Raw genomic sequence first — 14,663 nt, 5'->3', positions numbered from 1 at the left:
ATTCGTTCCTCATTCATTCAGAATGACAGCGTTATTTTTTGTTTTCTAATTTTAATAAAAATGCATATTCTAGAGCGTCTTCCTTCAAACTTTCAAATCTTCCAGAAGCACCACCATGACCAGATTTCATATCGGTCTTGAAAATGAGGATATTATTGTCAGTTTTTAAATCACGCAATTTTGCAACCCATTTTGCGGGTTCCCAATATTGCACTTGAGAATCATGAAAACCAGTGGTGATTAATGTATTTGGGTAATTTTTTGCTTCTATATTATCGTAAGGAGAATAAGAAAGCATGTAATCATAATATTTTTTCTTTTTCGGATTTCCCCATTCATCAAATTCTCCAGTTGTCAAAGGAATTGTTTCATCTAACATGGTAGTGACCACATCTACAAAAGGAACTTGCGCCACAATTCCGTTGAAAATTTCAGGTTCGTAATTCATAACCGCGCCCATTAATAGTCCACCAGCAGAACCGCCCATCGCATAGAGATGTTTCGGAGAAGTGTAATTTTCAGAAATGAGGAATTTCGCAGCGTCAATAAAATCAAAGAAAGTATTTTTCTTTTTCAGCATTTTTCCATTGTCATACCATTCTCTTCCTAAATATTCGCCGCCACGAACGTGTGCAATAGCATAAATGAAGCCTCGGTCTAAAATTGATAATCTTACATTAGAAAAACTTGCATCTATCGTGTGTCCATAACTTCCGTAACCATATAATAGAAGTGGTGTTTCGGCAGATTTTGGAGTGTCTTTATGATAGACTAAAGAAATCGGGATTTTCACTTTTCCGTCTCTGGAATTTGCCCAAATTCTTTCAGAAATATAATTTTTAGCATCAAAAGTTCCGCCCAAAACTTCCTGTTGTTTCAAAAGTTTGGTTTCGCCCGTTTTCATATTATATTCGTAGGTAGAACTTGGCGTTGTGAGCGAAGTGTAACCATAACGCAAAACTTCTGTGTCAAAATCTAAATTTAGTCCAACATAAGCCGTGTAAGTTGGCTCATCAAAAGGTAAATAATGAGATTTTCCTGTAGAATTTTCTATAATTTTCAATTGAAGTAAACCTTCGGTTCTTTCTTCAATCACGAAATAATCTTTGAAAATTTCAAAACCTTCCAGTAAAGTTTCTTTTTTATGCGGAATTACTTCTTTCCAATGTTCTTTAGAAGGTTTATCCACCGAAGTTTTCATAATTTTGAAATTAGTAGCATCGCCTTCATTGGTGATGATGTAAAAATCATTTTGATAATGTTCTACCGCGTATTCTAAATCGTCTTCACGTTTTTGGATGACTTGCCATTCTGCAAAAACATTATTTGACGGAATAAACCAATGTTCATCTGAAATGGCAGAAGAACTCGCAATGAAAATATATTCTAAAGATTTTGATTTATAAACACTTACGTCAAAAGTTTCGTCTTCTTCGTGGAAAATGAGAACGTCTTCTTCCTGAGAAGTGCCAATTTTATGTCTGTAAATTTGGAAAGCGCGTAACGTTTCGTCTTTTCTGATGTAGAAAAAATGTTCATTATCTGCTGCCCAAACTGTTTTACCAGTGGTGTTTTCAATTTTATCGGTAAGAAATTCTCCCGTTTCTAAATTTTTGAGCAAAATGGTATAGATTCTTCTTCCAATAATGTCTTCTGAAAATGCAGCCAACTGATTATTCACCGAAACAGAGAAGCTTCCTACATCGTAAAAATCTTTACCAGCAGCCATTTCGTTTACATCTAGCATAAGTTCTGCTTCGTTTTCCAAGCTTTTAAAATGTCTGTAGAACAGTGGATATTCTTTTCCTTTTTGAAATTTTACCACATACCAATATTCATTGAAAAAATAAGGCAAGCTCTCGTCATCTTCTTTGTAACGAGCTTTCATTTCTTGGAAAAGTTGTTCTTGCAATTCTTCGGTATCTTTCATCACGAAGTCGCAATAAGCGTTTTCTTCTTCTAAATATTGTAAAACTTCGGGATTTTCTCTTTCATTGAGCCAGAAAAACGGGTCGTTTCTTTGGTGACCGTGAATTTCTAGTGATTTATCAATTTTTTTTGCTTTGGGAGCGTTCATCATTAAGTTGAATTAGAATGTAGCAATAAGTAATTTTATTTCTCTAGATTTTAAATTTTTGCAAATATAGGTTTTCTAAAAAAGAAAAAAATCACCAAAAATATTTTGATGATTTTGATAATATCTATAATGTATAATTTTATTTGTTATTGGCTCTGATGTATTTTTCTATTGCCATTGTCATAGAAGGGTTTTCTTTAGTAGGAGCCATTACATCTATTTTTAAACCAGCTTCTTCTGCTGCGTTTTGCGTAGTGATCCCGAAAACTGCAATTTTTCTATCTCCTTGTTCAAAATTTGGGAAATTATGGAAAAGAGATTTGATTCCTTGGTGAGAGAAAAACACAAGCATGTCATATTCTTCAATTTTCACATCAGATAAATCACTTGCTACCGTTCTGTACATCACTGCTTTAGTCCAGTCAATCCCTGATTGGTCTAAGATTTTAGTTGTTTCTTCTGTTACTACATCAGAACATGGAAGAAGATATTTCTCGTCATGGTGTTTTTTGAAAAGTGGCAATAAATCTGCCATTGATTTTTCACCAAAAGAAATTTTTCTTTTTCTGTAAATAATGTGTTTCTGAAGATAATTCGCAGTTGCTTCTGATTGGCAAATATATCTCATATTGTCAGGAACAGAGAAACGCATTTCTTCTGCTAATCTGAAATAGTGATCTATGGCATTTTTACTAGTAAAAATAACACCTGTATAGTGAGAAAGGTCAATTTTTTGAGTTCTTAATTCCTTAGCATCTACACCTTCAACATGGATGAAAGGTCTGAAATCAATTTTAATTTTTTCACTTTTAGCCATCTCTAAATATGGTGAAGAATCACCTTGTGGAGCAGGCTGAGAAACCAAAATAGATTTTATTTTCATTCTTAAACTTAATAAAACGATTTATAAAAACCAAAATTTCCAAAGCACCAATATTGGTAGAATTTGGAGAGTGCAAATATACAAAAATTTATAATACCATTGTCTAGGCAAAATTTGCTGAGGATGAAATAGGTAGATTAATATTTTGACAGTAAATGCTATGAAAATCAAGCTGCTATAGTAAAAAAAGGCATTAGAAGTTTTGAAATGCAGGTAATAATGGAGGAAACTTATGACCAAAATCACTAACGAATACACCATAAAATATTTCTGCGCCACAAAAGAATATCTGCCGAATCGTTCTAATTGATTAATGCTTCCGTAGAATAAATAGACGAAAGTATTTTTAATAAGGTGAAACAGAAGCATTGAAACGAGAACAAAGCCAAATTTGTTAAAAGTAATGCCTGCTACAACTAAATTTTGGGCAATAAATTTCGGAACAATCGGAATGAATTGCGAAAATAACACCGAAAAACTTACCGAAAAAAGTATAGTCGTGAAAACCCAACTTAAAGTGTTATTGTTTGATTCTTCATAAGGCTGTAAAATAAATTCTATCAAGGTTACATCTCTGTGCAGGGTTTTAAATATGATAATATAAGACAGAATAATGCCTATAATACAGTAAATAACCCAGTCATGATGTTCTACAACTCTTATCAATTTATTAGATTTTTTGCAAAAGTAAGAATTTTAAGGAATACATTTTGATATAAGGCTATATTAAATAATTATTTAAAACCTTAAAAACATTATCTTTGCATTTTCTTATCTCTATGAAAAAATTAGTCATTATCCCAACCTACAACGAAAAAGAAAATATAGAAAACATTATTAAAGCTGTTTTTGCTTTAGAACAAGATTTTCATGTTTTGATTGTAGATGATTCATCACCAGATGGAACCGCAGAAATAGTAAAAAGAATGCAGCATGAATTTCCGCATTTGCTACATCTTACCATAAGAAAAGTAAAAGACGGATTAGGGAAAGCTTACATTCATGGTTTTAAATGGGCACTAGAAAATGGTTATGACTACATTTTCGAGATGGATGCAGATTTTTCGCACAATCCTAATGATTTGCCAAAATTATTTGATGCCGCACAAAAAGGTGATATGAGCATCGGTTCTAGATATTGTAAAGGTGTAAATGTGGTAAACTGGCCTATGTCTAGAGTTTTACTATCGTATTTCGCTTCTAAATATGTGAGATTCGTTTTAGGAATTCCTATTTTTGATACCACTGCTGGTTTTGTATGTTTTTCAAGAAAAGTTTTAGAAAATATCGGTCTAGACCAAGTGAAAATGACAGGGTATGGTTTCCAAGTAGAGATGAAATACAGAGCCTACAGAAAAGGTTTTAAAATAAACGAAGTTCCTATTATTTTCACAGATAGAACAGAAGGAGAAAGTAAAATGAGTGGCGGAATTATTAAAGAAGCCATTTTTGGAGTAATTAATATGAAATTAAAATCTATCTTCGGTAAAATATGAGAAGACTCCTCGTTTTTTTTATAATATTTTCACTGTTTTCCTGCGAAAAAATTGTTGATAAGCCCAAAAATCTTATCGAAAAACAAGAAATGGCAGAGATAATAGCAGATTTTGCTATTTATGACCAAACGTATACGGTAAAACCAGATGCTAATATGGAATTGGTAAGCAGATTTGTTTTGAAAAAACATAAAATAGATGCTAAAACTTACCGAGATAGCTATAAATATTATATTTCTAATCCAGAGGAAATGGATGACATCTTTGCAGAAGCGAAAGAAATTATCTTAGACAAAGACCCGAAATTAGAAGATTACATAGAAAAAAAGAAAAAGGAGAATCCTAATCTCCCAGAATTTTTAAGATAAAGTACCAAACTTACTTTTATACAATAATGCAGAAATTTTTTGAAGTTGAAAAAAATACTTCCGGAAAAGCAAGAGCCGGAAAAATAACTACAGACCACGGCGAAATTCTTACTCCTATTTTTATGCCAGTAGGAACAGTAGCTTCTGTAAAAACAGTTCATCAGCATGAACTAAGAGAAGACATAAAAGCACAAATTATACTTGGGAATACCTATCATTTATATTTAAGACCAGGCATGGAAATCATGCAAGAAGCAGGTGGTTTGCATCAATTTATGAATTGGGAAAAACCCATTCTTACAGATTCTGGTGGTTATCAGGTTTTTTCACTTTCTTCGAGCAGAAAAATGACAGAAGAAGGCGTGAAATTCAAGTCGCATATTGATGGAAGTTATCATTTCATTTCTCCAGAAAAATCTATGGAAATTCAGCGTCAGATTGGAGCAGATATTTTCATGGCTTTTGATGAATGTACACCTTATCCTTGCGAATACAATCAAGCAAAACTATCGATGGAACTCACGCATCGTTGGTTAAAAAGATGTATTGATTGGACCAATGAAAATCAAGAAATTTACGGTCATAAACAGCACCTTTTCCCAATTGTTCAAGGTTCTACGTATTCTGATTTGAGAAAAATTTCAGCGGAAGTAATTTCTGAAGCTGGAGCAGACGGTAATGCGATTGGTGGACTTTCAGTAGGTGAACCAGAAGAAGAAATGTACAGAATTACAGATGAAGTAACCGATATTTTGCCAAAAGATAAGCCGAGATATTTAATGGGAGTTGGTACACCTTGGAACATCATCGAAAGCATTGGTCTGGGAATTGATATGATGGATTGTGTAATGCCTACCAGAAATGCCAGAAACGCGATGCTTTTCACTTGGCAAGGTGTAATGAACATGAAAAATAAAAAATGGGAAAAAGATTTTTCTCCATTAGATGAATTCGGGACGAGTTATGTAGATAGAGATTATTCTAAAGCGTACGTTCGTCACTTATTTGTAGCCAAAGAATATCTAGCCAAACAAATTGCTTCTATTCATAATCTAGCATTTTATTTAGATTTGGTAAAAGTTGCTAGAGAACACATCATTGCAGGAGATTTCTACGAGTGGAAAGAACAAATCATTCCACAGTTGAAGCAAAGACTTTAAAAACAATTTCTTAGTTTTATAATTGAACGATTTTAGAATTTAATGAAAATTTTAGATAGATACATCCTTAAAAAATACTTAGGAACTCTTGCTTTCATGCTGGTGTTGCTTTCTGTGATCATTGTGGTAATAGATGTACAAGCAAAATCTCCCAGAATTGAGAGTAATGGTTTTACAGTAGGCTATTTTTTGATAAATTTCTACCCATTTTTGATGGTGTATTATCTGATTACATTCTTTTCTATTTTGGTTTTCATTTCGGTAATTTATTTTACTTCTAGAATTGCAAATAATACAGAAATTGTAGCTTACATCAGTAGTGGAGCGAGTTTTCATCGTTTTGCGAAGCCATATCTCATTGCTGCGCTCATTATTGCCACGGCAATTCTTGCAGTGAACCATTTTATTTTGCCTTGGTCTAATATCAAGAAAAATAAATTAGAAATCTACACCATGAACACCACGAATCGTGAAAAATTTACGGCAAATGCACAGATTTCTACTCAATTAAATCCTCAGGAATATATTTTTATCAATAGTTATAACCGCCAAATGAACCGAGGTTCTGGCTACCTGTATCAGAAATTTGATAAAAACAAAAAACTGCTTTATCAAATTAATGCTATGGAAATTTACTGGGACGAGAAAAAGAAAAACTTCGTTATCAGTAATTATTTAGAAAAAAGAATTGATAAAAATGACCACGAAATCTTAACAAATGGTGATTCCAAAACGCAAGATTTCAAACACACACCAGAAGAATTATTCCCGAATGAATTATTGGGACAAAATAAAACCACCCCAGATTTGATTAATTTCATCGAAAGAGAGAAGGAAAAAGGAAATAGCAATATTAATGCTTATCTCAATGAACTTCATCAGCGAACCGCGATGCCAGTTTCTATCATTATTCTTACCTTTTTAGCGCTTTCACTTTCTTCGCAGAAAAAAAGAGGAGGTTTGGGAATGAATTTAGCCATCGGAATTTCATTGGCATTCGTTTTTGTATTCTCATTTGAAGTGCTCAAAATTGTAGCATCTGGTAATAATTCTATTCCGCCACTTTTGGCGATGTGGCTACCGAATATTGTTTTCGGAGCATTAGCATTTTACCTTTACATGAAGAGAGCTAATCAATAAAGCAGTTCAATTTCTTTGTGGAAAAATTTTTGTAAACCTTCATTTTCTAGGTCTATCCAAATATAACCATTTTCGTCTACGTTTTTAATTATGCCATTTTGTCGCACCTCGTTTTTTTCAAAAACAGAAACTTCATTTTTGCGATAAAGATGTAGATGATACAATTCTAAAATATTATTGGGAATTTCTTTTTGAACCAAATGCTCAAATAAATATTGATGAAGACTTTCTGTAAAGGCTTTCAGCTCAAAAGACAGTCCGGTCTGGCTTAGAACAGAACCTGCTTTTGGTAGATTTTTAAAATTTTCTTGAAGAATATTAATGCCAATTCCCACCACGAAATAATTTTTATTTTTCTCGAAAAGCATTCCGCAGATTTTTTTGTTTTTGAGAATCAAATCATTGGGCCATTTAATTTTAACCTCTGTTTTTGTCAAATTGGCAATAAAATCTCTCACCAGAATTGCGGTATAGAAATTGAAGCAAGTATCAGAAATATTTATGTTTTTGGTTTTTAGAGCAAATGAATAGGCGAGGTTTTCTTCGGGTAAGTTTTCCCAAGAATTTCCGTACTGTCCTCTTCCTTTGGTTTGGTTAAAGGTATAAACCGCTAAAAAATCTTCAGAAAGATAATGCTGATTGAGAAAATCTATAAGCTCATCTTGCGTAGAAGCACAATTATTGAAGTAAATTAGACTGTTCATTTAACAAAACTTTAAGTAACCTTAATCACCAAAAACTGAATAAAAAACAATAAATTTGCAATTAAACATATATTTTTGAATGAGTAAAAATACAGAAAAAGAAGCATTAATCGCTAAAATTGTTGATGCAATACAAGACACAAAAGGTGAAGACATTAAGATACTAGACCTTACTAAAATAGAAAATTCTGTGGCAGATTATTTCGTGATTTGTAGTGGTAATTCTAATACGCAAGTATCTTCTATCGCTGGAAATGTAGAAAAAAAAGTACGTAACGAGCTCCAAGACAGACCTTGGCATGTAGAAGGAAGCGAAAACGCAATGTGGGTTTTAGTAGATTATATTTCTGTAGTCGTTCACGTTTTCCAAAAACATATCAGAGAATATTACGATATAGAAGAACTTTGGGGAGACGCCAAAGTAATCACCGTAGAAAATTAATATTAACCTAAATAGTATCCTGATGAAGTTCTCTGAATTTCTATCAGGATTTTAATGATTATAAAATGAAAGAAAAAAGTAGTTTCAACTGGTTTTATCTGGTGGTTTTTGCAGTATTAGCCATCACCATTTATCCGTTGCTCAATCTTGATCCGCCTCAGTCTATCAATGAGAACGGATTTTTCACTTTGCTGAAAGAAAACAAGGTAGAAAAAGTAATTGTGTACACAGATACGCCTAGAGCAGATGTGTTTCTTACCAAAGAAGCCAGAGCTGCAATGGTGAAAAATGCTAAAAAAGACACTCAGAATCTTTTGCCAGCAATGCAAGAGCAAAAACCAGATTTTGATTTCAATTACGGAAATTTACAATACTTCCAAGAGAAATTTGACAATTTGAAAAAAGAAAATCCTCAGGTTAAAACGCAATATGATTTTAAAACTGCAGGTTCTCCTTTTCAAGATATTTTAATCCAAGCTTTAATTTGGTTTGGAATCATGGCCGTTATTTATTATTTCCTTTTCAGAAAAATGGGAAGCGGAGGCGGACCTGGTGGACAAATTTTCAGCATTGGTAAATCTAGAGCTAAACTTTTTGACGAAAATGAAAAAGTTCAAGTTACGTTTAAAGACGTGGCAGGTCTAGAAGGTGCTAAAGAAGAAGTGCAAGAAGTAGTAGATTTCTTGAAAAATTCTGAAAAATACACAAAATTAGGAGGTAAAATCCCGAAAGGTGTTCTTTTGGTAGGTCCTCCAGGAACAGGTAAAACTTTATTGGCAAAAGCAGTTGCTGGTGAAGCAAAAGTTCCTTTCTTCTCGCTTTCTGGTTCAGATTTCGTAGAAATGTTTGTAGGAGTTGGTGCTTCTAGAGTAAGAGATTTATTTGCTCAAGCTAAAGCAAAATCTCCAGCCATTATTTTCATTGACGAAATTGATGCGATTGGTAGAGCTAGAGGAAGAGGCGGATTGCAAGGAGGAAATGACGAGAGAGAAAATACGCTGAACCAATTGCTTACAGAAATGGATGGTTTCGGTACAGATACCAACGTTATTGTAATGGCAGCAACTAACAGAGCTGATATTCTAGATAAAGCATTGATGAGAGCAGGACGTTTCGACCGTTCTATCTATGTAGATTTACCAGAAATGCACGAAAGAAGAGAGATTTTTGATGTGCATTTGGCTAAAATTAAATTAGCTCCAGATATTGATAGAGATTTCTTGGCAAAACAAACTCCAGGATTTTCGGGTGCAGATATTGCGAATGTTTGTAACGAAGCGGCGCTTATTGCAGCGAGAAACAATCATGAATTTGTTACAAAGCAAGATTTCTTAGATGCTGTAGACAGAATTATCGGTGGTTTAGAAAAGAAAAATAAAGCGATTAAGCCTTCAGAAAAGAAAAGAGTGGCTTTCCACGAAGCAGGACACGCTACGATTTCTTGGTTGGTAGAACATGCAGCTCCTTTATTAAAAGTAACAATTGTTCCAAGAGGAAGAAGTTTAGGTGCAGCTTGGTATCTACCAGAAGAACGTTCATTAACTACTACAGAACAAATGTTAGACGAAATGTGTGCTACTTTAGGTGGTAGAGCTGCAGAAGAAGTAGCGTTTGGAAATATTTCTACAGGTGCGCTTTCGGATTTAGAAAGAGTAACGAAACAAGCTCAAGCAATGGTAACGATTTATGGTTTGAGCGAAAACATCGGTAATATTTCTTACTATGACAGTTCTGGTCAGTCAGAATACAGTTTTGGCAAGCCTTATTCAGAAGAAACGGCTAAGAAAATAGATGTAGAGATTAAAGATATCATCGAAAATCAGTATAAAAGAGCGGTAACCATTCTTCATGAGAATAGAGATAAGTTAGATGCTCTTGCTCAAAAGCTTTTAGAAAAAGAAGTCATCTTCAGAGAGGACTTAGAAGAGATTTTTGGCAAAAGAGCTTGGGATCCTGAATTAACAGAGCGTCCAGTTACTGAAGCGGTAGTAGAAAATACTCCAGAAAATACTTCTAGTGAAGAGCCGCAAGAGTCTCAAAATTAAGAATTTACATTCATTAATATAGAAGTTCCTAATATTTTTATTAGGAACTTTTTTATTTATACCTTTGATATATAGCTAGTTTCTAAATTATTTTATATTTTTGTTGTTGGCAAAGTTTAAAAATCTGAAGAAAATTGAGTTTATTTAAGAAAATTGTAAGTAAAATTCTTAATCAAGACGAGCAGCAAGATGATCCCAATGTTACAAAATTGGCAGATCAACTAAAAAACGCTGATCTTGATTATAAATTTGCGCAATTATTTACGGCTTCAGGTGGTTTTTTTAACTATTGTGGAGACGAAGCAGAAGCATTACAAGTCTTAAATCAGATTATCAAAATCGAGGGGATTAAGAATGTTTTTTGTTGTGATGATGACTTACAGAATTTTTTAAACGTTACCAAAACCAATTTCACCAAAAATCTAGATATTAATAATGATGCAGCATTTATTACTTGCGAGTTTTTAATCTCTTATGACGGAAGAGTTATGCTTTCTTACAATAATATTTTGCATTATCATTCTTCTAGATTGCCTGGTAAAATCATCATTATGGCAACCGTTTCACAGATTGTAAGAGACTTAAATGAAGCCATGATGAAAATTAAGAGAAGAGGGAACGTAAGAAATCTTACTTCCATCAGTGGAAGCCAATCTAAGTTAGATGCTCCTACTCAAGATCAAACTAAACTTTTCTTAATTTTACTCGAAGACTAATTCTTTCTATTTTTAAATTTTACAAATTGGATAAAAATCTCATTCAGCGAGTTGGCTCTGGTCTAATCTACGGATTACTTACTTTTCTGTGCACTACAGAATACGGAGCAATACTCATCAATAAAATTTCACCAGATTTAGTAAAACCTCATCAACTTTTTTATGGATTAATCACATTTTTCTTAGTTGTAGGAGCTTATGAAGGCGTGAGAATTATGAAATTCCAAGGAAACTTATATCAATGGTTGGTTTTACCTTTAGTCGCATTGGTTTATTATAAATTTACGACAAGATTCTTCGGTTTTGGATTTTATTATACCTTTGATTTATCTGAAATTTTAGCACTTTCATTAATCCTAATTGCTGCGATTACCTTATTTAAATTTCCTCAAGAATTATATCAAGACGAAGGCAAGCTTATTTTCATCGTTATTTATACGGTTTTACCATTTGGTTTCGCCTTAGGTTTGCCAAAATATTTCTTAAACGATAATGCTTTCACTTGGGAAGTTTTTCTTCTTTTTGTCCTCATTTGGAGCAGCGATTCATTTGCTTATTTTACCGGAAGAATGTTCGGGAAACATAAAATGGCCCCGAAAATTTCACCCAAAAAAACTTGGGAAGGTTTTGCAGGAGGCGTTTTCTTTACCCTAATTTTAGGATATTTCATCGAGCAAAAATTCCCAGATTTACGTGGAAATTGGATTGTAGTAGGATTATTGGTCTCTATTTTTGCTCCACTTGGTGATTTGGTAGAAAGCCAACTGAAAAGAACATTCGGCGTAAAAGACAGCGGGAATATCATTCCAGGACATGGAGGCGTGCTTGATAGATTAGACAGTTTTATAATCGCAGCGCCTGTTGTATATTTGTACTTTATTCTAGAAAACATATTCTAAAAACATAACTTATTAACTCATAAAAATGAAACTACATAAAGAAAGTAAAGGAACCATTTTAGTTGCTACCATTGCAGTAGCTGTATTAGGTTTTTTAGCAGTATATTTTCTAGAAATTTGGTCATTAATCATCCTTATTCCATTATTAATTTTATATGGATTGGTTTTTTGGTTCTTCAGAGTTCCCAATAGAGATATTGTAGACCATAAAGAAAACGTAATTGCTCCAGTAGACGGAAAAGTGGTGATGATAAAAGAAGTTTTCGAAGATGAGTTTTTAAAGGAAAAAGCCATTCAGGTTTCTATTTTTATGTCTCCACTGAATGTTCACATTTGTAGATATCCAGTTTCTGGAAAAGTGATTTATAAGAAATATCATCCAGGGAAATATCTAGTAGCTTGGCACGAAAAATCTTCTACCGAAAACGAAAGAACTACTGTAGCTGTAGAAAGTTTAACCAATCATAAAGTGGTTTTTCGCCAGATTGCTGGTTATGTAGCACGTAGAATTGTTTTCTATTGTAATGAAGGTGATACTTCTAAGGCTGGTCACGAATTTGGATTCATTAAATTCGGTTCTAGAATGGATGTTTTCTTACCGTTAGATACAGAGATTACTTGCAAAATTGGGGATAAAACCAAAGGCGGAGTAGATGTAATTGCGAAGATGAAAGAGTAAATTTCACGCAAAGAGCGCTAAGTTTTGAAACGCAAAACACGCCAATATTTTTAAAAGAAAAAAGGTAAAGATTCTAACATCTTTACCTTTTTTCATATTGAATATCAGAATTTTTAAAAAAAATGTGCGCTCTCCGCGAAATTCATTACGTCTTTGCGTGGTAAAAACCCTACCCAAAATTCTGTAATTCTACTAGCTTTTTATAAACATTATTATTGGCAATTAATTCGTCATGAGTGCCTTGTTCTACGATGTTTCCGCGTTCCATTACTACGATGTGATCTGCTTTTTGAATCGTCGAAAGTCTATGTGCAATTACGATAGAAGTTCTGTTTTCCATCATGTGATCTAAAGCATCTTGAACCAAGCGTTCAGATTCTGTATCTAGTGCAGAAGTAGCCTCGTCTAGAATCATAATTGGCGGATTTTTAAGCACCGCTCTTGCAATAGAAATCCTTTGCTTTTGTCCGCCAGAAAGCTTGTTTCCGTCATCACCAATATTGGTTTGGTATTTTTCTGGCAAATTTTCTATGAATTGATGAGCATTTGCAATTTTTGCAGCTTGAATCACTTCTTCTTCCGATGCTTCAGTTTTTCCCATCCAAATGTTGTTGTAAACACTGTCATTAAACAATACCGATTCTTGAGTAACCATTCCCAGAAGTTTGCGGTATTCGGTTAAATTTAAGTCTTTAATATTGGTGCCGTCGATTAAAATTTCACCATCTGTTACATCATAAAATCTGGCTAAAAGATTCGCAATCGTGGTTTTTCCGCTTCCTGATTGTCCTACCAAAGCCACTGTTTTTCCTCTCGGAATAGTTAAATTGAAATTTTTAAGAATTTGATTGTCTTTGTCGTAATAGAATGAAATATTTTTGAATTCAATTTCATGATTGAGGTTTTTGATAGAAATAGGATGGGCAATTTCTTCTACTTTTAAGTCGTAATCTAAGACTTCCAGAACTCTTTGCACTGCAGGAATTCCACCTTGCATATTAGAAATAGCAGCAGATAATCTTTTGGCGGGTTCTAAAATTTGGAAAAAGATAGCGATGAATCCTATGAAAGTTACCGCATCCATGGTTTGTTTTTCTAGAATTTGGATTCCTGCAAACCAAGTGATTAACAAAATGGTTACCGAACCTAGAAATTCTGAACTTGGAGAAGCCAATTCTCTTCTTCGGCTCATGGCAATTGCATGATTTTTCCAGTTTTGTGTGGTTTTTTCAAAACGAGCGTTTAGAATGATATCAGCATTGAAAATTTTAATGATTTTTGATGATTTCAAGGTTTCATCTACGATAGAAAAAAGATTCCCGAGTTCTTCTTGTGCTTTTTTAGACTTTCTTTTCAGGCTTTTTCCTACCCAAGAAATGATTCCGCCCATTACAGGGAAAACCAATAGAGAGAACAAGGTTAGGCTTGGCGAAAGCGCAAATAGCGTGATAAGAGAAGCCGTAATCATAAAAGGCGCATTAATTACGTCTACCAAACTTCCCATAATAGAATTTTCTATACTCCCGATGTCGTTTGAAATTCTACTCATCATGTCTCCTTTTCTCTGTTCTGTGAAGAAAGAAACTGGTAATTTTAGAAATTTTTGATAGACTTTGCTTCTTAAATCTTTGGTAATGCCTACTCTGTAGTTCACCAGCATGAACGAACCAAAATATCTAGAAATATTTCTAAACAAGAATGAAGTTGCGGTGATAATACATAGCGCTGCCAAAACTTTTATGGCGCCATATTCTGTGATGCTTTCTTGGATGTTGTAAAAAGCAGAAGTTTTGATATAAGAAAAATATTCTGAAAACTTTCCGCTGTAAATAGGTTTGGTGATTTTTTCTTGGTCTACATTGAAAATCATTTGTAGCACAGGAAGCATGACCAAAACGGAAAAAATCTGAAAAACGGAATATAAAAGATTGAAAAATATACTTAAAAAAAGATATTTCTGATGAGGTTTTGCAAAAGCAAGTATTCTTTTTAGTGGACTCATTTATATTTAAAATAAAGTGCAAAATTACACTTTTTTAATTTGAAAATTTGAA

General features: G+C 33.5%; 14 protein-coding genes. 9 read left to right on the top strand and 5 right to left on the bottom strand.

Features of this window, described 5'->3' with window-relative positions; translation table 11 throughout:
- Positions 1 to 31: 31 nt before the first annotated feature.
- From KKQ79_RS10505 to KKQ79_RS13990, 3 genes are all read right to left on the bottom strand, one after another.
- Positions 32 to 2,077 carry a S9 family peptidase gene (locus tag KKQ79_RS10505; protein ID WP_213190726.1) on the bottom strand — a complete coding sequence of 682 codons (2,046 nt, stop codon included), beginning with the start codon at positions 2,075 to 2,077 and terminating at the stop codon, positions 32 to 34.
- A 139-nt stretch (positions 2,078 to 2,216) separates the two neighbouring features.
- On the bottom strand, positions 2,217 to 2,960 hold the full coding sequence (locus tag KKQ79_RS10500; RefSeq protein ID WP_213190097.1) for a uroporphyrinogen-III synthase: 744 nt from the start codon (positions 2,958 to 2,960) through the stop codon (positions 2,217 to 2,219).
- A gap of 21 nt (positions 2,961 to 2,981) precedes the next feature.
- The gene (locus KKQ79_RS13990) at positions 2,982 to 3,626 is read right to left on the bottom strand and encodes a DUF4271 domain-containing protein (protein ID WP_213190096.1); all 645 of its coding nucleotides are present in this window, start codon (positions 3,624 to 3,626) and stop codon (positions 2,982 to 2,984) included.
- 113 nt (positions 3,627 to 3,739) lie between these two features.
- Between KKQ79_RS13990 and KKQ79_RS10490 the strand changes: the two genes are divergently transcribed.
- From KKQ79_RS10490 to KKQ79_RS10475, 4 genes are read left to right on the top strand one after another with little or no spacing between them, the layout of a single operon-like run.
- Positions 3,740 to 4,456 carry a polyprenol monophosphomannose synthase gene (locus KKQ79_RS10490; protein ID WP_213190095.1) on the top strand — a complete coding sequence of 239 codons (717 nt, stop codon included), beginning with the start codon at positions 3,740 to 3,742 and terminating at the stop codon, positions 4,454 to 4,456.
- Complete coding sequence (locus KKQ79_RS10485) at positions 4,453 to 4,824, top strand: DUF4296 domain-containing protein (RefSeq protein WP_213190094.1); 372 nt, start codon at positions 4,453 to 4,455, stop codon at positions 4,822 to 4,824. The genes KKQ79_RS10490 and KKQ79_RS10485 overlap by 4 nt, the downstream gene beginning before the upstream one ends.
- 26 nt (positions 4,825 to 4,850) lie before the next feature.
- A complete protein-coding gene (tgt, locus tag KKQ79_RS10480; RefSeq protein WP_213190093.1) occupies positions 4,851 to 5,984 on the top strand; it encodes a tRNA guanosine(34) transglycosylase Tgt in 1,134 nt (377 codons plus the stop codon).
- Between the two features lie 42 nt (positions 5,985 to 6,026).
- Positions 6,027 to 7,124 (top strand): LptF/LptG family permease, encoded by a 1,098-nt coding sequence (locus tag KKQ79_RS10475; protein WP_213190092.1) that lies wholly within the window; start codon positions 6,027 to 6,029, stop codon positions 7,122 to 7,124.
- Here KKQ79_RS10475 and KKQ79_RS10470 read toward each other — a convergent pair.
- On the bottom strand, positions 7,118 to 7,828 hold the full coding sequence (locus tag KKQ79_RS10470) for a biotin--[acetyl-CoA-carboxylase] ligase (protein ID WP_213190091.1): 711 nt from the start codon (positions 7,826 to 7,828) through the stop codon (positions 7,118 to 7,120). The two genes, KKQ79_RS10475 and KKQ79_RS10470, sit on opposite strands and share 7 nt — an antisense overlap.
- Positions 7,829 to 7,907: 79 nt before the next feature.
- On the opposite strand from KKQ79_RS10470, the gene rsfS reads away from it, so the two are divergent.
- The 5 genes from rsfS to KKQ79_RS10445 all read left to right on the top strand — a co-directional run bounded on the left by rsfS (position 7,908) and on the right by KKQ79_RS10445 (position 12,609).
- Complete coding sequence (rsfS, locus tag KKQ79_RS10465; protein WP_069800040.1) at positions 7,908 to 8,270, top strand: ribosome silencing factor; 363 nt, start codon at positions 7,908 to 7,910, stop codon at positions 8,268 to 8,270.
- Between the two features lie 65 nt (positions 8,271 to 8,335).
- Positions 8,336 to 10,315 (top strand): ATP-dependent zinc metalloprotease FtsH, encoded by a 1,980-nt coding sequence (ftsH, locus tag KKQ79_RS10460; protein ID WP_213190090.1) that lies wholly within the window; start codon positions 8,336 to 8,338, stop codon positions 10,313 to 10,315.
- A 134-nt stretch (positions 10,316 to 10,449) separates the two neighbouring features.
- A complete protein-coding gene (locus KKQ79_RS10455; protein WP_213190089.1) occupies positions 10,450 to 11,031 on the top strand; it encodes an LUD domain-containing protein in 582 nt (193 codons plus the stop codon).
- Positions 11,032 to 11,057: 26 nt separating this feature from the next.
- Positions 11,058 to 11,930, top strand: a complete 873-nt coding sequence (locus KKQ79_RS10450; RefSeq protein WP_069800044.1) for a phosphatidate cytidylyltransferase — start codon at positions 11,058 to 11,060, stop codon at positions 11,928 to 11,930.
- A gap of 25 nt (positions 11,931 to 11,955) precedes the next feature.
- On the top strand, positions 11,956 to 12,609 hold the full coding sequence (locus tag KKQ79_RS10445) for a phosphatidylserine decarboxylase family protein (protein ID WP_213190088.1): 654 nt from the start codon (positions 11,956 to 11,958) through the stop codon (positions 12,607 to 12,609).
- Between the two features lie 169 nt (positions 12,610 to 12,778).
- On the opposite strand, the gene KKQ79_RS10440 is transcribed toward KKQ79_RS10445, so the two are convergent.
- Positions 12,779 to 14,611 carry an ABC transporter ATP-binding protein gene (locus KKQ79_RS10440; RefSeq protein ID WP_213190087.1) on the bottom strand — a complete coding sequence of 611 codons (1,833 nt, stop codon included), beginning with the start codon at positions 14,609 to 14,611 and terminating at the stop codon, positions 12,779 to 12,781.
- Positions 14,612 to 14,663 lie beyond the last annotated feature (52 nt).

The organism is Cloacibacterium caeni (assembly GCF_907163125.1).
GTDB lineage: Bacteria > Bacteroidota > Bacteroidia > Flavobacteriales > Weeksellaceae > Cloacibacterium > Cloacibacterium caeni_B.
This window is presented reverse-complemented; position numbering and strand designations above follow the sequence as displayed.

Excerpts from the sequence above, each read along its gene's own strand:
- KKQ79_RS10505 (WP_213190726.1), bottom strand. The coding sequence starts at position 2,077 with ATGAACGCTCCCAAAGCAAAAAAAATTGATAAATCACTAGAAATTCAC.
- KKQ79_RS10500 (WP_213190097.1), bottom strand. The coding sequence starts at position 2,960 with ATGAAAATAAAATCTATTTTGGTTTCTCAGCCTGCTCCACAAGGTGAT.
- KKQ79_RS10490 (WP_213190095.1), top strand. The coding sequence starts at position 3,740 with ATGAAAAAATTAGTCATTATCCCAACCTACAACGAAAAAGAAAATATA.
- KKQ79_RS10485 (WP_213190094.1), top strand. The coding sequence starts at position 4,453 with ATGAGAAGACTCCTCGTTTTTTTTATAATATTTTCACTGTTTTCCTGC.
- tgt (WP_213190093.1), top strand. The coding sequence starts at position 4,851 with ATGCAGAAATTTTTTGAAGTTGAAAAAAATACTTCCGGAAAAGCAAGA.
- KKQ79_RS10475 (WP_213190092.1), top strand. The coding sequence starts at position 6,027 with ATGAAAATTTTAGATAGATACATCCTTAAAAAATACTTAGGAACTCTT.
- KKQ79_RS10470 (WP_213190091.1), bottom strand. The coding sequence starts at position 7,828 with ATGAACAGTCTAATTTACTTCAATAATTGTGCTTCTACGCAAGATGAG.
- rsfS (WP_069800040.1), top strand. The coding sequence starts at position 7,908 with ATGAGTAAAAATACAGAAAAAGAAGCATTAATCGCTAAAATTGTTGAT.
- ftsH (WP_213190090.1), top strand. The coding sequence starts at position 8,336 with ATGAAAGAAAAAAGTAGTTTCAACTGGTTTTATCTGGTGGTTTTTGCA.
- KKQ79_RS10445 (WP_213190088.1), top strand. The coding sequence starts at position 11,956 with ATGAAACTACATAAAGAAAGTAAAGGAACCATTTTAGTTGCTACCATT.
- KKQ79_RS10440 (WP_213190087.1), bottom strand. The coding sequence starts at position 14,611 with ATGAGTCCACTAAAAAGAATACTTGCTTTTGCAAAACCTCATCAGAAA.